At 48.8% G+C, this 22180-nt stretch carries 5 protein-coding genes; all 5 read right to left on the bottom strand.

From position 1 onward, the window contains the following. Window positions 1-80: 80 nt before the first annotated feature. Window positions 81-323: an acyl carrier protein gene (locus NLBNIHML_RS13160; RefSeq protein ID WP_076212934.1), complete on the bottom strand. Its 243-nt coding sequence runs from the start codon at window positions 321-323 to the stop codon at window positions 81-83. A gap of 82 nt (window positions 324-405) precedes the next feature. Further along, the gene (locus NLBNIHML_RS13165) at window positions 406-1251 is read right to left on the bottom strand and encodes a 3-hydroxyacyl-CoA dehydrogenase family protein (protein WP_472476250.1); all 846 of its coding nucleotides are present in this window, start codon (window positions 1249-1251) and stop codon (window positions 406-408) included. Between the two features lie 48 nt (window positions 1252-1299). After that, window positions 1300-10407: an SDR family NAD(P)-dependent oxidoreductase gene (locus NLBNIHML_RS13170; protein WP_494354514.1), complete on the bottom strand. Its 9108-nt coding sequence runs from the start codon at window positions 10405-10407 to the stop codon at window positions 1300-1302. A 14-nt stretch (window positions 10408-10421) separates the two neighbouring features. Then, window positions 10422-14450: an SDR family NAD(P)-dependent oxidoreductase gene (locus NLBNIHML_RS13175; RefSeq protein WP_494354515.1), complete on the bottom strand. Its 4029-nt coding sequence runs from the start codon at window positions 14448-14450 to the stop codon at window positions 10422-10424. Between the two features lie 13 nt (window positions 14451-14463). Next, window positions 14464-22170 carry an SDR family NAD(P)-dependent oxidoreductase gene (locus NLBNIHML_RS13180; protein ID WP_494354516.1) on the bottom strand — a complete coding sequence of 2569 codons (7707 nt, stop codon included), beginning with the start codon at window positions 22168-22170 and terminating at the stop codon, window positions 14464-14466. Window positions 22171-22180 lie beyond the last annotated feature (10 nt).

Below are 22180 nucleotides of genomic sequence, written 5' to 3' on the forward strand. Positions count from 1 at the left end.
TTTCAATACGTTAACCTCCTATAATGGACTGGATGAATGCACATTCTTCACACTATATTGGGATGAGAATCGGTGACTTCTTAGGAACTGACCGTCTTGCTCTCAATCAGCTCAACGATGGCATTAATGGACTTGAAGTTCTGCAAATCCAGATCTTTATTATCGACCCGAATGGAGAATTCCTTCTCCAGAAACATAACGAGCTGCATCGCAAACAACGAATTCACAAAACCAAGGGCAAAGATGTCCTCATCGTCCTGAAGCTCATGCTTTTTGAAAAAACGACCCAAAAACTTGCGAACTCTACCTTTAACTTCTTCCATGTGTATAACTCCCTTTCTCTCATTAAAATGGTTTTGAATAAGCAAACAGCTTGTTTATGCCATGAACTATTCATGCCATTGATTAGTAACTATAGAACCCTTCCCCTGATTTTCTTCCCGTCTGTCCGGCGTGCACCATCTTTCTCAGTAAAGGACAACAACGGAATTTTGGGTCCTGGTAGCTCTCATACAGCACATCAAGCGAATCCACAACGGTATCCAAGCCGATTAAATCCGCAGTCTCCAAAGGCCCCATCGTGTGCCCGTAACATTTGACAAAAATATCATCTACTTCACGTGCTGTAGCCACCTGATCCTGAAGAACAAACGCAGCTTCATTCATAAACAGATGGGAAATCCGGTTGGAGACAAATCCGGGATAGTCGTTCACCAGAATCGTCTCTTTACCGATTGATGACAATAGTTCAGTTACTTCTTCAATGGTACGTTCCGAGGTATGCATCCCCTTGATCACTTCAACAGCTGATTTCAAGGGAACTGGATTCATAAAATGAGTACCGATGACCCGATCAGGCCGGCTGGTTAATGCCGCAATTTTGGTAATGGATATACACGAAGTGTTCACTAGAAATATGCATGCCTCCTGACAGATCGGATCGATCCGGCCGTACACTTGCCTTTTGATGTCCCACTGTTCGTTTACATTTTCAACGATGATATCCGCTTCACGAAGCATCTCCAGTTCCGTCGTCATATGAATGCGCTCCATGATGATCTCCGGGTCTTCCAGTCCCTCCACTTTCTTGAATAGCTTCAGCATTCGAATATTGTTATAGATCTCTTCTCCGGCAATCTCCAGCACTTCATCCTTGATGTCCACCAAGATAACCTCATGACCTGTCTGTGCAAAACTCTGGGCCACACCGCGGCCCATCACCCCTGCTCCAATTACCCCGATCTTCTTCATTGTCCCTGTTCCTCCTGTTTGTGGGGGAGTAGCACTCCCTCTCCCTGATCAGAAATTAAAATCAAGATCTTCTGCGGCTGGATCGTAAGAAACCAGCATATGCTTGCTGCTTTCCAGTTCAATTTCGCCCAGCTTCTGCCCCGGATGAAGCAATAACTGTTGCAGCAGCGCTACATAATCGTGAAGCATCTTCTCTGCTGTTTCCCGCTTGAAGAGTTTGGTCCGATACTCCAGATTAAATCGCAGCTTGTCATGTTTCTCAATAATCTCGAGGTACACGTCATAACGGCTCTCCGCTGCTCCAAACTCATATGGCGTCGTGTTGAATTTGCCCACTGTAACGTCCACTGTACCTACATTCTGAAGAGCAAACATCGCATCAAATAAAGGATTACGGTGTCTGTCTCTGTTCAGGTTAAGCTTCCGCACCAGATCTTCGAACTGAAATTGTTGATTCTCATAAGACTTCAGTGCAGCTTCTCTTACCTCGGTCAGCAGCTCCAGGAACGTTTTTTCCGATTGTGGCTTGGTACGGATCGTGATGATGTTAATAAAAACACCCACAACATCCTCCAGATCGGCGTGTGATCTGCCCGCAATGGGAGAGCCCACAACGATATCATCCTGATCTGCATATTTGGCCAGCAACACGTTGTACGCTGCAAGCAGCAACATAAACAAGGTCGTTCCTGTCTTGGCAGCCATGCGTTCCAGATCCATAGTCAAGGTTTCATTACCAATAAACACGACCTGATCTCCTTCGAATTCATTGGCCAAAGGACGAGGATAATCGGTAGGCAATTTGAGGTGCGGGATGGAATCCTTGTACAGGTTCAGCCAATACTCTTCCTGTTTGAGCAGAGCACCGGAAGAGAGCAAGGCATTATGCCACACCGCATAATCTTTGTACTGGATGGTGAGTGGTTTCAGCTCACGCCCTTCATACAGATCAATGATCTCCTGCATAATGATGTCCATCGACATGCCATCCGTAATAATGTGGTGCATGTCAAAAAATACGGCGTGTACACGATCAGCCAGCTTAACCACTTCGAAACGGAATAACGGCGCCTGATCGAGTTCAAAAGGTTTCACGAAACCAAGGAGCTTCTCGGTAAGTTGTTCCCGAGTGGACTCTGAGTAACCCACATTGAAATCGACCTGATCCCAAACCTTCTGATAAGGAATTCCATCCAGAAATTCAAATGAAGTCCGGAACGATTCATGACGTTGAATCAGCTTGCGAATGATCTGTTCAAATGCCCCATGCTCAAAATCTCCCTCCATGATGGAGGCTCTTGGTATGTTTGCATTAGTATTTTGGCCCTCCAGCCGGTCTAGAACGACGAATCTCTTCTGAGCAGAAGAAACCGGGTAATAAGGTTGGGGCTCCACACGTGTCAACACAGGTAGTGCTCCCTCGGAATCTCCGCTTATGGATAGACCATAGGACTCTTCCAGATAAGCAGCCGATTCCGCAATCGTTGGATACATCAGGATTTCTGCTGTATTCACAAGGATCGACAACTCTTTGGTGAGACCATTGGCGATCTTGAGGCCCAGAATGGAATCTCCACCCATCTCATAGAAATCATCGTAAATACTGAGTTCATTGACCCCAAGCGCCTTACTCCATAATCGACCTAAGGCGCTCTCAATGACGGAATAAACTTCGTCTGTCCTGCCCAACAACTTCATATCGCCCGCTTCTTCCTGTGAACAACTGGCATCACCCTTGCGTCCGGTTTCAATAGCCTCGCTAATGTCAGAAGAGAACAGCATGAGCGGCATGTCATCAGAGACATGTTGGTAGATTCCCTCCCGATTGAGCTCCCCGATCAGAACCTGGGTTACATCCTTACCCATGGCTTCTAGCAGCCCCTGGATACCTCTCGCTGTCGTGATTGCCTTGAATCCACCATCTGAATTGGCATGAAAATCCCGGGCCATGCCGGTTTCCTTCCACGCCGTCCAATTCACGGCAAGGGTGGACAGACCCGCTTGCCTGCGATGAGCCGCAAACGAATCCATATAAGCATTGGCGGCAGTATAGTCCCCTTGTCCAGGTTCACTAAAAAATGTTGTAGCTGTGGAGAACATGACAAAGAAGTCCGGTTGATCTGCACGTGTCAATTGATCCAAGCTCCATGTCCCCAACACTTTAGGGCGCATGACACGTTCAAAGGCTTCACGGTCTTTGTTCATCAGGAAACCTTCTCCGGCAACACCAGCGCCGTGAATAATACCAGACACCGGACCGTGCTGTTGTCTGATCTTGCTTAGCACCGATGCGAGCTGAAGGGGGTCAGCAATATCTACACTGTACAGATGTACTTCTGTGCCCCGAGCTTCCATCTCTTTGATCCGCTGGATTTGAGCGGTTAACTTGGTTTCCTCACCTGAGGACAGCACCTCTTCCCATGTTGCCCGTTCTGGAAACGGTGAACGATTCATCAGCACAAGTTTGATTTTCTCCGGCGCTAAAGATAATGCACTCGCTGTCTCCAGTCCAATCCCGCCTGTGCCTCCAGTGATGAGATACACACCACCTTCGCGCATGTGAATCGGTCGTTCGGGCAATACGGACATCGGAATCTCACCCAGCTCCTGGACATATCGACGCCCCTTACGGTAAGCGGCAAGATATAAGATGTCAGGCTCCCGAATTTCCTGTAACCATTGCTCCATCGGTGTCTCGACATCGATATCAATGCTTCGACAGCGGAATTGATTCATCTCATGACAGATGGTCTTGCCAAGCCCCACCATAGGTGCGTGTTCTGGACGAATGTACAGTTCACTGCCCGTAACGCTTTGTGTACAAGATGTCACCAGTACCAGATCGACTGGTCGTTTGAAATGAACCTTTGACATCGCTTTGGACAAATAAAACAGGCTATACACGCCGCGATCAAGCGATTCTTCCAATTCCCCCACGGTACCTTCATCTCCATGTTGATCCAGTGCGAAGAAATGAAAAAGCTGCGAGATTTTATAAGGCTCTACCGCTCGAATGAACCGTTCATAATCTTCTTCACATGATCGAATGGTAAATTCAGCATTGGCTTGATTGGTATAGGAATCTCCGCGGTAAACCTTGATTACGAGCCGGCCCTCCGCTTCCAGTTTCTCGGCAACAGATGAGGCGATACCACTTCTATCCATCAACATCACAACCGGTTCTGTATTGCCTCCATGCTGACCAGTCGATATTCGATTCATTTCTTTCCACATAGCCGCATAATGCAGTGGGGCCTCGGCCTCTTCTATAGAGACCTCACGCAGCTGTGGACGTTCGGGAATATGGATCCAGCAGCGCTTCCGTTCCAGCGGATACGCAGGCAAGCTGACTTTGCGAGCATGTTCACCTGCGTACAGTTCTTCCCAGTCCGCATCTGCTCCCTGTACATACAGATGGGCAATCTGCTTTAACAAATACTCCGACTCGCCTCCATTCTGTACAAAGCTCTGAATGGCCGAACGCATTAATTGGCTAAGACCCATTTTTTCCGATTCGGTCATTTCACCAGCTGTCCGATCCTTCTTACTCTTGGGAACAGTCCGGTGTTCACCGAACTCAACTCCCGGCAGTGCAATGGATTGGAATGATCTGTTCTCCAGCTGTCTCAAGGTATTCAGCAACCCTTCCGTATCCCGTACCATAAGTGACAACCGGAACGGGTAATGTCCCCGTCCTGTGCTTGCAGTACTGCACATATCTAGAAGTTCATATTGGTTGTTCCGATCCAGCAGACGAACATATTCAGCAACCAACCGCTGAAGTGCCTCTTCGGATCGAGCAGACAATACCAGCAAATGAGGACGTGCTGGTGCAGATACAGGTGTAATCACTGGTGGTTCTTCCAGGATGACATGACAATTCGTTCCGCTGATGCCAAATGCACTGACACCACAGCGTCGAGGTCCGTCCTTCACCTTCCACGGTCGTAATCGTGTATTCACATATACAGGCGAAGCATGAAAATCAATATTTCGGTTAGGACGGTTAAAATGAAGATTCGGTGGAATCACACCATGCCTGACGGCAAGTGCCGCCTTGATCAGGCTGATCATACCGGCTGCCTCAGAGGTATGACCCAGGTTGGTTTTAATGGAACCGACCGCACAGAATTGACGTCGATCTGTGAATTGTCGGAACGCATTTTGGATGCCTTTAATTTCAATTGGATCACCCAGCGCGGTTCCTGTGCCATGCGTTTCCATGTACGTGATCGTCTCGGGATGAATACCTGCCTGTCTCCAGGCTTTAGTAATAACTTCCTGTTGAGCCGCTGGATTCGGAGCCGTAATGCCGGCTGAACTGCCATCCTGATTCATCGCAGTGCCTTTGAGTACGGCGTATACCTGATCCCCATCCCTCAACGCATCCTCCAGCCTTTTTAGCATGACTACTCCGATGCCTTCACCAAGCCCGGCACCATCAGAATCATCATCAAATGCTCTTGTCTTTCCGTCACCAGACTCCAGACCCTGGAGCATGTTTTCGTTCTTTTTGGTGATCGGCATGGTTGAGATTTTGATTCCACCTACTGCGGCCATGCTGCACTCTCCGCTTAGCAGGGCACGCGAAGCAATGTGCACCGCTGTAAGGGACGAAGAACAGGCCGTATCCACCAACATGCTCGGCCCTTTCAAGTTCAGCAAATACGATATGCGAGCAGGAATGATCGATGGTGTGTTACCCACCACGGCATCCGGAAGAGCGCCCAAATCCGTCTCATATATGAAACGAGAGTACATATCAACTGTGTTTGTTGAATACCCCAAATAGACACCGGTATCCGAACCGGCCAGTTTCCCGCCGCCGTAACCCGCATCCTCAATGGCCCTCCACACGGTCTCCAGGAAGAGACGCTGATTCGGGTCTGTCAGACTCGCTTCTTTCGGTGATAATTTAAAGAATGAATAATCGAATAAGTCAATGTCTTCTATAAAAGCTCCCGCTTTGGAATCCAGTTCCGGGAGGTCCAACCTTGTATTTTGCAAGTACCAGTCCAGATCTTGTTGTCGTCGTTCTGGGAGAGGACGGATATGATCCACCTTGCCTTGAATATGCTCCCAGAATTCGGATACATCGGTTGTGGAAGCTACATTCAGAGCCATCCCCACAATGGCTAGATCCCCAGACAATGGTCCGGAAGCAGTCTGTCGTGAATGCTGCTCATCTTGAGCACACATTTCTGCTTGCTTCTCAGTTTCGGGTGATGTCTGTTCTTCGCTGGTTGCAGAAGCATCCATGTCGCTCAGTACAGCAACCGTCTCTTCTTCCGATTCACCATGTTCCTTGAAAATATATTCCGCCAGCTTGTGAATCGTCGAAAATTCAAACAAGTCCGTTACGGCAAGGACGCCAGGGTATCTTTTGGAAAGTCCTGCGTGGATTTTCAGCAGCAGAATGGAATCAGCACCAAGCTCGAAGAAGTTCTCATAGATATCGATCTCGTCAAATCCCAGAACTTCTTTGCATACGCTGGCAACATGCCGTTCAGTAGCGGTATATCCACCCTCACTCTTGCCTGATAATTTCACTTCACCGCTTGAAGTACTGCCAACCTTCTTGGTCGACCTCGTTTTGGAAGCAGCACTTTGCAGATATTCAGCCACTCTGCCACTAAGTTCTGTGGACAATCGAACCTGCATTTTATCCAGCAAACGCACGCCACCGCCACTGAAGTTCAGTTGCCCGATCAGCACCCTGCGAATGGAGGAGTTCATGGCTTGTTCCAAGCCCTGTATGGCCTGTGCCGTAAGGACCGTTTTGAAAATGGTATCTGCGGTGAAACCAGCATCCACCGACATGCCCGTCTCTTTCCATGTGGTCCAATTCACGGTGAGTGTGCGTTTTCCTCTTAGGGTACGCTCATCAGCGAAGGCATCCAGGTAGGCATTTGCCGCCACGTAGTCTGCTTGTGTTACACCACTGAACATCGTCGCTACAGATGAATACATCACAAAGAAATCCAGATCATCACTGTGGGTCAGTTCGTCCAGATTCCAGGTACCATATATTTTGGATGCCAGCACTTCACTGAACCGTTCCTCACTCCGATCCACCAGAAGTTGATCTCCACCGACGCCCGCCCCATGAATGATTCCATGAATAGCACCATAACGTGTACGCATATCCCGAATCACCCGATCCATCGCTTCCCGGTCAGCCACATCCGCACTGTACCAGGAGACTTCCGAACCTGCGGCCTCCAGCTCCATAACGGCTGTAATGAAACGGCGAAGCTTGGCTTGATCGGGCTGATTCATCAGGTTGTCCCAATGTACACGATCCGGTATCGGGGTGCGATTGATCAGAGCCAGACGCACGGGAGCCTTGGAAGCCAGGAAACGCGCTGTTTCCAAACCAATACCACCGCCGCCACCTGTAATCAGGTACACGCCCTGAGGGCGTACAACTAATGGGGCATCTCCTGCAACCTGCACACGCGTAAATTCTTCAACGTAACGTTGTCCATTACGGTAAGCTATCAGGTAGTCCCCCTGCTCTTCTGTCCCCAATGCTTCCTCGATCCAATCCTCTGCAGTGGTATCTGCATCTACGTCAAAGGATCGGAAAGAGATGGACGGATGTTCACGGTTTAGTACCTTGCTTAGACTCAGGAATGGCGCATGTTCCGGCCGCTGAGCGGATTCTTCTCCCGTAATATGGTGTGCATTTAATGCAATCAGTGTAATACCAGCAATCTCGGCAAAGTCACTTCTCATCAGGGCACGCACCAAATAGTACACACTGTACGTACCTCGGCGCTGACTGCGCTGCAATTCATACAGACTTTGAATCCCCGGCTGCGGGGTATCCAGAGAACAGCCAACATGTATAATGTGATCCACCGATTTGCCTTGAAGGCTTGCGAAGAGACGGTCGTAATCCGCTTCCTGGTCACCAAGCGTATATCGATTATCGATTAAGTCTGCATAAGCAGAACCCAGTGCTGCCCGGATTACCTTCACCCCGGTACGTTCTAACACACGAGCTACGGAGTCACCTGCACCATACTTGCCTTCAATCAACAATACTGTTTCCGGCATAACGGAGATCCCGCTGCCTGTGCGTTTCCGCTCAGCTGCTCTCCACTGCATCGTATAGTGAAATTCTTCTGTGTGTTGTGAAGACACTGTCGCGCCTCTGTCAATACGATTCGAAACCAGTTCATCAGGAAGATCAATCCAGCAGCGATGGGATTCAAAAGGGTACACGGGTAAGCTGACACGTCGCACATGCGTACCTTTGTACAATTCCACCCAATCCACATCGGCCCCTTGTACGTATAACGAACCAAGTTCGGTCACCCCTGCTTCATCATCCCACTCGGAGAGGTTAACCCCTTGTGTAAGCTCCTGTACCTCTCGATCAAGCTTCTTTCGTGACGCTTCAGTTATGTCACCAGGTTCAAGCTGTGATTTGCTGGCAGGTACAATCTTGTGCTCCCCATAGCTGAACCACGACTCAGGTTCATTCCACGTTTCTGCCAAGGATAGCACTTGCAGCTTCAAGCCCAGATCAGCGAGATTCTCTGCCACTATAGCCAATCTGAAGTTGTAGTGTCCTCGGCCAACACTGGCGGTATAACACAGGTCCTGGAGATGGCATGTGGGCGGTTTGTCCTGTACAAATCGGCTATATGTTGTGACCAGCTCCCGCAGAGCTGACTCAGACTTGGCGGACAACACGACCAGACCTGCCTTCGCATAAGAAGCGTCAACAACCGTGGCAACCGGTGCTTCTTCCAGCACCAGATGACAGTTCGTCCCGCTAAAGCCAAAACTGCTGACCGCACAGCGCATCGGGGACTCTTTCCCCTCCCATTTGCGGAGTCTTGTGTTAACATACACAGGTGATGTCTTGAAATCGATCTGTCCATTGGGTCTGTCAAAATGAAGAGACGGCGGGATTTCGCGATTTTTGATTACCAGTGCTGCCTTGATCAGACTGACCAGACCTGCTGCTTCATAGGGATGACCCATATTCGATTTCACAGTACCAATCGGACAAAACTGCTTTTTATCCGTATACTTCTGAAAAGCAAGCTCCAAGCCTTCAAGTTCCAAAGGATCTCCCAGCTTTGTGCCCGTCCCATGTGTTTCAATATAGGACAGGGTCTCGGGGTGAATTCCCGCCTGATCCCACGCTCTGGATATCACATCAGCCTGGGCCTCCGGATTGGGAGCGGTGATCCCGATGGAAGCTCCGTCCTGATTAATAGCACTTCCTTTGATGACCGCATAGATCTGGTCTTTGTCCTTGAGCGCTTTACTCAACGGCTTCAGTAATACCGTAGCAACCCCTTCGCTGATTCCAGCCCCATCCGATGAATGGTCAAAGGCTCTTGTTCGTCCATCCGATGCTTCAAGACCCCCGCGGTAATACTCTGTATCCAGTGGCATCAGGTTCACACGCAATCCACCGGCAAGTGCCATATCACAGTCACCATTCCGAATGGACTGGCAGGCGAGATGCACGGCCACCAATGAGGATGAACAGGCGGTGTCCACCACCATCGAAGGCCCTTTTAGATCCAGAAGATAAGAGATTCGTGCAGGCATCATGGCAGAAATATTGCCCACAGCTGCATCGGAAGTTAATTGAATATCAATGTCCTGGATCATTCTCAGATAGCTGTCCTTAATGTTACTGGCGAATCCTAGGTATACGCCTGTCCGGCTGCCAGCCAGACTTTTCCCGCCATATCCCGCATCTTCGAGTGCACTCCAGGCTGTTCGCAGGAATAGTCTCTGAAAAGGGTCCATCAGCGCGGCGTCCCGAGGCGGAATCCGAAATAATTTGTAATCAAATTGGTCGATATCCTTTAGATAGGAACCATCACTGTATTGGATGTCCTCTCCATATCCTGCATATCGGAGATAGGCATCTATATTTTGACGACGAGAGTCCGGAAAATTGGCAATGGAATCACAACGATCACGGATGTTGTCCCAAAACTCCCCAATATTGTCCGCAGACGGAAGCATGGCTGATATGCCTACAATGGCAATTCCCTCCGAGTCGCTCCGCTTCCCCTCCGATTTCAATCCTTTGAGCAGCTGGGCAGCAACCTGTTTATCAATTTTGCCCGCGGCTGCATTCTCAATAATGATTCTCAGCATCTGGCTTGTTTGGTTCATCGGGTTCTCCTTCCTCAACGATCCTCGAAGCTCTTGACTGCATCGTCAATGCTCAGACTACCGGCTTCAATGTCTTTAAACAGTTGTTCAAAATCATCCACCGATTGGGCTGGCTCAGCAGCCGGCTTTATTTCCAACTTGGTCATGACAAATTGGGATAACGCATGTACACTGGTGTACGAAAACAGATGGATCAGCTTCATTTTGCCTGGATAAGCATCTTCGAGCAGAGAAAATAATCGATTTAACAAAATCGAATCTCCGCCCAGATCAAAAAAGCTGTCGTGGATATCCAGCTCTTCAAAACCGAGTACTTCGTTATACATGCCTGCAATCTGCCGTTCGATGCTGTTGTAATCCTCGCCGTCTTTCCCTTTGAGCTCAACATGTGCATTCACCGATTTGTTTCGTTTAGCTGCAGCAGGAGCCACCTGACGCGACTCTTCCAACTTCTCGGCTTCTTTCAGCCTGTTTGTCATCTCTTCGGAGAATCGGAATGGAAACTTGGTCAACAGTGCTTTGGCAAACCGTGGATGGTATGTAAATTCCCCGATCAACACACGCGGCACCTCTTTGTTCAATGCTGCAAAAAATCCGGCCGTTGCCTGTTCGGTCGGAAGGGCTTTCGTAATGGCGTCTACATTAAAACCATAATCCACAGACATGCCCGCTTCTTTCCATGAAGACCAATTGATAGACAAGGTCTTCAGACCACTTTTGCTGCGTGAGTAAGACAAGGCATCCAGATAGGCATTAGCCGCTGAATAATCCCCTTGCCCAACTTCACTTGACAGAGACAGACCGGAAGAGAAAAAGACCAGGAAATCAAGCTCATCCTGCCGAGTCAATTGGTCCAGTATCCAGGCCCCTTGCACTTTTGGATAAAGGACTTCATCAAACGTTTCCTGCGTTTTGCGTATCAAATATCCAACCGCCGGCACCCCTGCACCGTGGATCACGCCCGTGATAGCCCCATACTTCTCCCTGACATCGGCCAGTACATCCTGCATTGCTGCATAATCTGATACGTCGGCTGCATAACAGGATACTTCTGAACCCTGCTGTTCAATCGCCAGGAAATTACGGAGACGAGCTGCCATCTTGGATTCAAGCTCCGGGTTGTTAAGAAGTGTTTCCCATTCCGATCTTGCAGGAACTGGGGTACGCCCAATTAGCACAAGCTTGACCTCTGCTTGGGAAGCGAAGAATTTTGCCATTTCCTGACCAATCCCACCTGTTCCCCCGGTAATGACGTACACACCATCCTTTTGGATATGGACAGGGGAATCCCTCAACTCATCGGCTTGAACTTCACCCAATTCCTCGATGTATCGAATCCCATTACGGTAGGCAGAGGTATAACTCTGATCTTGGGAACCCATTTCCTGAAGCAGTTCATCTGCACCTGTGCTCTCGTCCAGATCAATGCTTCGACAGGTAATATGCGGATATTCCAAGGCGAGTACTTTACCCAAACCATATAACGAGGCCGCTTCAGGAGAGAGTCGGCTCTCACCCGTTGTAACTTCGTAGACCTGTTCAGAGACCAGCATCATATTCAGTGCGTTGTCACTTCCATGTTCAATGAGCGCACGAATCAGATAAAACAGGCTATATACGCCTTTTTGCTGACTATGTTCCAAGTCCTGAAGTGTACGAATCTCCGCAGAAGTCGGCACTGCAAAGAGATGTATAATGTCACTGATGGATGTATCCCCCAGCGCTGCAAACAGCTCCGTAAAGTTGCTTTCGGACCCATTCAACGTAAACGATCCGTCCGGTTCGTGCTTGAAAGATTCTCCATATCCGACCTCAATCACTTGGCGCCCCGACTGCTTAAGACGTTCAATCAATACACTTCCCCGATTACCCTCGTCCTTCAAAATCAAAACTGCACCTGTTCCTTGAATCGGTTCAGGCTCAGTTAGATCCGCTCTCCTCCAGTTCATCCGATAGAATCGGGCTGGCGTCGTTTCTTCAGAGACTTCATTGCTGCAATCTGCGGTAGCGGCGGTACGAGCCATCTCAGGAACTTCAAACCAGCAGCGAGTCCGGGTAAATGGATAGGTTGGCAGACTTGTTTTACGTAGCCCGTCCCCTGTATATAGAAGCTCCCAGTTCAGTTCTGCACCTTGTATATACTGCATTCCAATTTGATTCAGGATGTCCTGATCGACCTGCTGACCTTTGCCCATCTTCGCCAGTTCCGGATTCAAACTCATCGTCCGATGGCCCGTGTGGCCATCTTCACCACCTGCAGCTGATGATTCCGGACGATTTTGATCGCTGCTAACCTTGTGATAACCGTAATACATCCCTGGACTTTGATGTCCATTGAATCCTGTACTTTTGCTCAAATCCCCATCTAATCCGATCATTTGTCCAGCTTCATTTAAGTGAAGAAAGAGCTCTTCCGCATCCTGCCCGGTGACAAGTAAACGGTACGAGTAGTGCCCTCTCCCTGTGTTGGCGGTATAACACAGAGAAGGTACATCCCGAGATTCAACTTGAGAGAGCAGGTTGGCATATTCCTTAATCAGCTTCTGGAGAGCTTCCTTCGTTTTGGCCGATACGGTTAGAAGATGATTACCACGTATATCCGGTTCTTTAATCGTAGTGTTCGGCGCTTCTTCCAGTACAATGTGGCAATTGGTTCCACTGATTCCAAATGCACTTACACCGCTACGTCGTGGTGTTGCATGGGTATCCCATTCCCGCAATCGGGCATTCACATAGACCGGGGAAGCCGCAAAATCGATGGCCCGATTCGGTCTGTGAAAATGTTTGGAAGCAGGGATCTGTTTGTGTTGCAGTGACAAAGCCGATTTGATCAATCCCACGACACCCGCCGCCTCCGACAGGTGGCCAATATTGGTTTTGACTGAGCCGATTCCGCAGAATTGACTTTTACCCGTGTGACGCCGGAATGCCTGCTCAATCCCTTGTACCTCCAGCGGATCACCCAACATGGTGCCACTGCCATGTGTCTCAATATAAGAGACTGTCTCGGGATCGATACCCGCATCCGCCCAGGCTTGAAGAATTGCTTCGGTCTGTGCCTCCGGGTTCGGTGCAGCGATACTAATGGATTTACCGTCCTGATTTACGCCATACCCTTTGATAACAGCGTAGATCTGATCACGGTCTTCCAACGCTTTATCCAGTGGTTTGAGCATCACCACCCCTGCGCCTTCACCAATACCCGATCCATCCGAATCGTCATCAAACGCTTTGGTTCTCCAATCTGTCGACTCAATCCCGATTTTGATATGATCACTCTTTAATGGAACCAGATTAATCTTGATTCCTCCGACGAGCGCCTGATCACATTGCCCGTCCTTGATCGCCTGACAAGCCAGTGTAATGGCCACCAGAGAGGATGAACAAGACGTATCCACCACCATGCTCGGCCCTTTTAAATCCAGTAAGAAGGATAATCGCCCAGCCGCTACAGAAGCCAGATTACCCACTAGCGAGTACGCAAAGGATTCCGGTTCCGCATCATAGATAAAACGTGAGTACAAATCCCGAATATTATTGGATAGGCCCAAATATACGCCGGTACGACTGCCCAACAGTTTTCCGCCCCCGTACCCTGCGTCTTCGATCGCTTTCCATGCCGTTTCCAGAAACAGTCTGTGATTGGGGTCCGTAAGACTGGCTTCTTTGGGTGACATTTTAAAATAGGCATAATCAAATTTATCAATCTCATCCAGATAGGCATTTTCATTAAATTGAATTTCGTCTGGCGACATGCCCAAATATTGCAGATATGAATGGATGTCAGGCACTCTGGATTCAGGAAAGGAACGAATGCTGTCCGTACCACTGACGATGTTGTCCCAGAATTCTCCGGGAGAATCAGCCTGCGGCAATTTCAAAGCCATGCCCACAATGGCAATATCTTTGACAGCGTTGGTTGACCCGAATGCTGTATTAGCATCCTCTTCTGCTTTGAGCTTTTTGAGCAGCTGCACGGCTACTGTTTTGTCCAAGCTTCCGTCTTGAAGATGTTCCATGACAAACTTGTATACACTCTCCACCACAGTTCCTCCTTTACAGGTTAATCAGGTTATTCAACGCCTGCTGCAGCGTAACGTCGCCACTTTCCATCTGGTCAATTACACGCTTCAAATCCTGCTCCATGTCTTGTGGCTTCGAAGTGGACTTCTCATCCATAAAACGAGCCAAACTGGTAATATTGGAGTTCGCAAACAAATCCGTAACTTTGGTCAGACCAGGAAATTGCTGATCAATCCGCGCTTGAACCTGCATAAGCACGATGGAATCAGCACCCATTTCGAAGAAACTGTCCCCTACATTAATCTCATGAAATCCAAGCATCGTTCGACAGATGGAAGCAAGTGCTTTTTCAGTCGGTGTATAGGATGCATCTGATTTACCTGTCAATACCATTTCTCCATCATGACCCTCTGACGAGGATACCCGAGGACGCTTGCCTGCCAGCTGCTTCATACGTTGCTCTAATTGCACGCGAATGGAGGTTGAGAGATCAAACGGACTTTTGTCCAATGCAGATATCAACTGACCCTCATAATGAATCTCTCCAATAAGCACTCGGCGGACGGAAGATTGCCGCATTACCAGAGACAATTGATTCATCGCTTGCTCTGTTGGCATGGCTTTGAATAATGTATCCACGGCAAACCCGTGCTCCGCTGACATCCCTGTCTCCTTCCAGGTAGACCATTGCACAGTCAATGTGCGCTTGCCAAACATTGATCTGTAGTCGGCATATGCATCCAGGTAGGCATTGGCGGCAATGTAATCCGCCTGTCCCGGGGCGCTAAATACAGAAGCGATCGATGAATAGAGCACCATAAAATCGAGATCATCCTGTTCAGTAAGTTGATCCAATACCCAAGTACCGTGTACTTTTGGAGAGAACACCTCGGTAAATCCCGCCTGAGAACGGTTTGTGATCATTTCCGAGCTTCCAATCCCTGCGCCATGGACAATCCCTTTAATTTTCCCGAACGTAGCCCGAAGCTGATCCAGAAGTAAACGCATGGCATCCAGATCCGACACATCTGCAGCATGGCAACTAACGTGATGTCCCCGGCTCTCCAGTTCACGAATAACTGTAATTTGATGAATCACTTTGAGCCTGGATTGTTCTGCAACAATGGCATCCCATTCCTCACGTGCAGGCATCGGTGTACGGCTGATTAATGCAAGGTTCACTGGAGCATCGGAAGCCAAATATCGCGCGGTTTCCAAGCCAATACCACCGGTACCCCCTGTAATGATGTATACACCATCGTTGTCAAAAACCAAGTCATCTTCAGCAGGTGCTGATTCATTCAATGCTCTGAACTGCTGAACATATCGTGTTTCATTACGATAAGCTACCTCATAATAGGAAGATGTCGTACCGATCTCATGCAGCAACAGCTCCACAGAGAGACTCTCGTCGATGTCAATACAACGACAATGAACCTGTATGTTTTCCTTGCCTAATACTCTGCCCATTCCAAAGGCAGAAGCCAGATGAGGCTTCATCCGCTCCGAACCGGTAATGCAATTGACCTCACGGGATATCAGAACTAACTCGATTGGCTGACTCAGAGAACTGGACAACAACGCCCGAATAAACCGGAAGAAGCCATACACACGTTCATTTAGCACCGACTCTAATGATTCCATGTCACTGGATTCGCTTGCTGGATGTTCATCAGAGCCAACACCGTTCAGATACACAATTCTTGAAAGTTGTTCTAGACCAACCTGTTGCAGCACACGTTCATAGACTTCCACTTGTTCCACATTTCGACTGTTCGGGTCAGATCGCAGAACATCTGCCTGAAGTACGGTATATACCTGCATCCCCGACTGTTCCATACGTGCCGCTATCTCAGCTGCATATTTGGACCCATCCAGCAGTATCAGTGTAGTACCTTTGCTCGCTTCGATCGGCTGATCGGAATCCTCTTTCGCTATCTCCTTCTGTTGCCAAACAAGCTCGTAGGCTTCCGGTACCGTTCTGGTGCTCGCTTTTGCGTACACTGAAGACTGCTCGGGAAGATCCACCCAGCAGCGTGTATTATCGTATGGATACAATGGAAGACTGATTTTACGAATTTCCTCTTCCCTATACATCAGGCTCCAGTCCACGTCACTACCTGTTGTGTACAGTCTGCATAATTCATGTAATAATCCCGGGTCTGAAGACTCCATGTATTGGGATAGACAATCTCTGCCCTCCTGTTTCAAGATGGACTTCTCCTGTCCAGTCAATTCGTGGTCTTTCCCTTCGATCTTCTCTGTGACTACTTTATGCACGCCATAATAGAGCTGATGCTCACCTGCGGATTCGAGACCTGATGTAGCGAGTAGCCGCAGTTTCATGAGCAGATCGGATGTGTCCGTTACTCCAAAGGCGATCCGATATACATGATGCCAGCGGCCCGTATTCGCGGTATAACATATGTTTTTGAGCGAAAGATCCTGCTGACGTTCCGAGATAAAACGGATATAGTTATCAACCAGCGCAAGTAATGACTTGCGGCTCTTGGCACTTAGCGTGAACACCTCCACATCTCTGGTAATCTTCCGTTCCTGGATCACAGGCGGCTCTTCCAGTACCAGATGGCAGTTGGTTCCGCTAAATCCAAAGGCACTGACTCCGCAGCGAAGCGGCTCGCCATTCCCGTCCCATGGTCTCGACTTCGTATTGACATACAACGGCGAATCCTGGAATGAAATGGATGAGTTGGGCTTATCAAAATGAAGCGTAGGTGGTAATACCCGGTGCTTCAAGGCCATAGCCGCTTTAACCAGACTGCCCACACCAGCTGCTTCAAACAGATGGCCTATATTGGACTTGACCGAGCCTATAGCAACAAACTGATGCTTGTCTGTATATCGGCGCAGTGCTGTGGTAAGTCCATCCATCTCAATTGGATCGCCGAGCTTCGTCGCAGTGCCATGCGTCTCCACGTAACCAATGGTTGAAGGATCAATGCCGGCATCCTGCCATGCCTTCACAATGACATCCGTCTGTGCTTCAGGATTCGGAGCCGTAATGCCAATCGAAGCTCCGTCCTGATTAATGGCACTTCCTTTGATCACCGCATAAATATTGTCTTTATCTGCAATTGCCTTGCTTAGTGACTTCAATACAACGGCGGCTCCGCCTTCACCAAGTCCCGAACCATCTGCTTCCTGATCAAATGGTTTGGTTAATCCATCCGAAGATTCAATGCCCACTTTCAAATAATCGTGATCCAACGGACTTAGGCTGATCCGTGCACCCGCGACAATCGCCATCTCACAATCACCATTACGAATGGCCCGGCAGGCCAGATGGGTAGCGACAAGGGATGCGGAACATGCCGTGTCGATGACCATCGTAGGCCCCTTGAGATCCAGTGGATAGGCAATACGAGTCGGCATCATCGCTGTGATATTTCCTACGATGGACATCGGATATTGATAGGGATCGAGATCACAGATCATTTTGAGATAGGAGTCATTCAAACTACTGGCAAAGCCCATATAGACACCTGTGTTGGTTCCTTCGATGCGTCCACCGTAACCTGCATCCTCTACCGCATGCCATGATGTCTTCATGAACAACCGCTGAATCGGGTCTGTTAATCCTGCCTCCTTCGGAGACAAGCGGAAATATTTATAATCAAACTGGTCAATATCATCCAGAAATGCACCCTGGAGGTACTGCACTTCTTTGTCCGAACCCAGCTTGGCATTCATCCATTGATGGTAGGCATCCATATCTTTTTTGCGTCCCTCTGGAAAATCTGTTGTACAGTCCACACCGTTCAAGATGTTGTCCCAATACTGCTCTGCCGTATCCGCCATTGGCATTTCCGCAGCAATCCCGATAATGGCGATGGCGTCATCCTGTTCAACGATTGGTTTCTTTTGCTCCAGAGGAGCAGCAACTTTTGTTTTTACAGCCGTGCTGTTACCCTGGTTCACATGAAGTGCCAGCTTATGGATAGACGTATGTGCAAATAAATGAGCAATCTTCACTTTACCGGGAAACTCCTCGTTAAGCCTCTCATGCATACGGATCAGCATGATGGAATTGCCCCCGAGATCGAAGAAATTATCATAGATATTGATCTCCTGATAACCCAGTATCTCACTGTATATGCGCGCAACCTGCTGCTCGGTTTCCGAATAGAGCCCCCCTTCATTCCCGGAAAGATCTACGGGCCCACTATGCTTCTCCTGTGGTACGATCCGGTTGGAACGATTCGATGCTCCCTGGTCAGCGATTTCCTTACTCCGCTTCACTCCAGCTTCGAGCTTATCCGATAACCGGAATGGGAACTGCCCAAGTGCAGCGAGATGTTTGCTTCCATAATTCATCGCACCGATGAATACTCGTGAGAGTCGTCTGCTCATGGCTGCTTCCATCGCTGCGATACCATCCGTGGTAGGAATGGTCTTGAACATGCCATCCACATTGATACCAAATTCCACGGACATTCCGGTCTCTTTCCACGATACCCAATCAATGGAGAGTGTTCTGCGACCCTGCCCCGTCCTCCATGCCGCGAAGGAATCCAAATAACAATTGGCAGCCGTATAATCACCTTGTCCAATTTCACCGATGACAGATATCCCGGAGGAGAACAATACCATAAAGTCCATGTCCTGATCTCGCGTCAGTTTCTCCAGAGTCCAGGTTCCCTTCACCTTGGGTCCAAGAATCGTCTGGAATTCCTCATCGCTTTTCCGATATATAAATCCGTCTCCAGGAATACCTGCTCCATGAATAACACCATGTATGTTCCCGTAGCGTTGGGTGATATCCTGAATCACTTCCGTCATGCCCGCAACATCGGCCAGATCGGCACTGTAATAATGAACGGTTGCGCCCAATGCTTCCAGTTCAAGGATGCCTTGCATCTTGGTACCACGGGAATCTTGGCCTGTTTCCAATATGTCTTCCCATTCTTCCCTCGCCGGAAGAAGTGTCCGACCAACAATCGCCAGCTTCACTTGCTCCGAAGAAGCCAGAAAGCGTGCTGCTTCCAGACCAATACCGCTTGTACCACCTGTCACGAGATATAAACCGCCTGGACGCACCTTGAAAGGTACGCTCTCATGTTCATTCAGATCCATCTCTGTAAAGGTCTCCGTATAGCGCTGGCCTTCACGATACGAAACAGCATAAGCTTCACCGTCTATATGTCTTTCCTTGAGGATATCCTTCGCAGATATGGACTGATCCACATCTATAAACTTGCTCCGAATATGTCCATACTCTTGCTGAATCACTTTACCAAGTCCCATTAAGAGTGCATTATGAGGGGTAATCCTCTCTTCTCTTCCTGTGACTTGTCCAGCGTACTCAGCAATCAGGTTCAGATGAATCTCTTCAGCAAAGCCTTTGCTCATAAGCGCCTGAATCAGATAGACCGGTGAGTAGAAAGCTTCCTGTTGTCTGGCTTCAATAGCTGCCAAATCTTCAGGATATGATGAATTGCCCATCAAGGATAAATAGATGATTTCGGTAATTTCTCCGTCTGTGAACAAATCTAGTAGCTCAGTATAAGCCGCCGGATTATTTCCGCCGACTTCATATTGATTCTCCGATATTTGCCGGAACTGGTTACCCGGTCTCACATAGACGACCCGCTTGCATTCGCTCTCCAGTTCTGCCGACAGTTCCTGTTCCAATTCGGTACCATTACCGATCAGCATGATCGTGCCTGAAGAGGAAGGGGCCGAGGTATGCAAAGTCGTATCCCCCTCGTCCTCTATCCAGCGCACCGTATGGAAATAGTCTTTTAACGACACAGCAGTCGGGTCTTGAATATCAATCCAGCATCGGCTGGGCTCAAACGGATACGTAGGTAAACTCAACTTCCGTACCTGTCTCTTTTGATATAGCTGTCCCCAATCCATCGTTGCACCTTCGGCATAGAGTAAAGCCAGCTCCTGAAGTGCTGATTCATCCCATACAAGAGGACTGGCAGCAAGTTCTTTGATCCGTTCCTGTGCCTGAGACGATTGACGTCTGGTGCGTTCACGTTCTTCCGAGGACATTCGCTCGGCTCCAGTAGGTTTAGGCGCAGGAGCACCGGTATAGACTCCTTCTTGTGTCTTCAATTGGGTCCACGGTTGTTCCAACAGGTGAATCAGTTGAGCCGTGTCTTCCACAAGAAGGGATAGACGATGTTCATAATGCCCACGACCTGTAGCTGCCGTATAACAGACATTCGCAACAGGAACTTCACGATTCTCCCTCAAGAAACGCTCATACCGTTGGAGCAATCGAATAAGCGCCTCTTCCGTCTGAGCCGAACACACAAAGAGATGCTTGCCTGAAGCCTGATCCTCTCCCGGGTCTTGAGCAGTAATGGCTGGAGCTTCCTCAAGCACGACATGACAGTTGGTTCCGCTGAATCCAAAAGCACTGACACCACATCTGCGCGGGACGCCCTCTTCCGCCTCCCAGGGTCGGAGTTGTGTATTCACATACACGGGTGTCTGCTCAAACCGAATGTTGCGGTTGGGTTTGGCGAAATGAAGAGACGGCGGCAGTTTCTGATGTTTCAAGGCCATCACTGCTTTGAGCAGCCCGGTCACACCTGCACATTCATATAAATGACCGATATTGGATTTCACAGAACCAATCGCGCAAAATTGTTTTTTAGAGGTAAACTGTTCAAACGCATTGGTAATTCCTTTAATCTCAATCGGGTCTCCCAGCTCCGTCGCTGTACCATGGGCTTCAATATAACGGATGGTCTCAGGGTCAATCCCCGCTTCTTTCCATGCCTTCACGATCGCTTCGGATTGGGCACGCGGATTCGGTGCAGTCAACCCAATGGAGGTTCCATCCTGATTGGCAGCAGTTCCCTTAATGACGGCGTAGATATGATCTCCATCTTCAATGGCCCGACTTAACGGTTTCAAAAGAATGGCTGCCACACCTTCACCCACACCTGCCCCATCAGAGGCATCATCAAATGTCCGCGTCTCCCCGTCCGAGGACTCAATGCCAAATTGTTCATATTTATTAAAAACAGGCAGCGTATTCACCTTCACCCCACCCGCTATGGCTGCATCACACTCTCCACTTCGGATCGACTGACAGGCCATATGGACGGCAACAAGTGATGATGAACATGCGGTATCCACCACCATGCTGGGTCCTTTCAAATTCAGCAGATAGGATATTCTCCCCGCCAGTACCGCCGTCACATTGCCCGTTACTGAGATCGAGATGGATTCCGGTTCTACATCGGCAATAATATTGGCATAATTATCTCGGGTGCTGCTGTAATATCCTACATACAATCCCGTGTTGCTACCCGATAACTTCGAGCCTCCATAACCTGCATCTTCCACTGCTTCCCATGCCGTCTGGAGAAAAATTCTCTGATCAGGACTCATCAGGGCTGCTTCTTTGGGTGTCAGCTTAAAGTAGCGATAATCAAACTTGTCCACTTCGTCCAGATAAGAGCCTTTAATGAAGCTCAACCCGTCTTCATCCTGCTGTTTGAAACGTACATATTTCAGAACATCCTCTTGTCTTGCTTCAGGAAATTCCACAATGGAATTCACTTTGTTCTCAATATTGTTCCAGAACTCCTCCACATGATCAGCCATGGGCATATGTGCAGATATGCCGATGATGGCAATATCTTCACGAGTATTCTTTTTCTGCTGTTTCAACAGCGTAATCATATCAATCGCCGTTTTTTTGTCGATTTTGCCACCAGACGTATTCTCAATAATATATTTAAGCAACTGTTCCAATGTATCGTCC

Source organism: Paenibacillus sp. JNU01, from assembly GCF_059130585.1.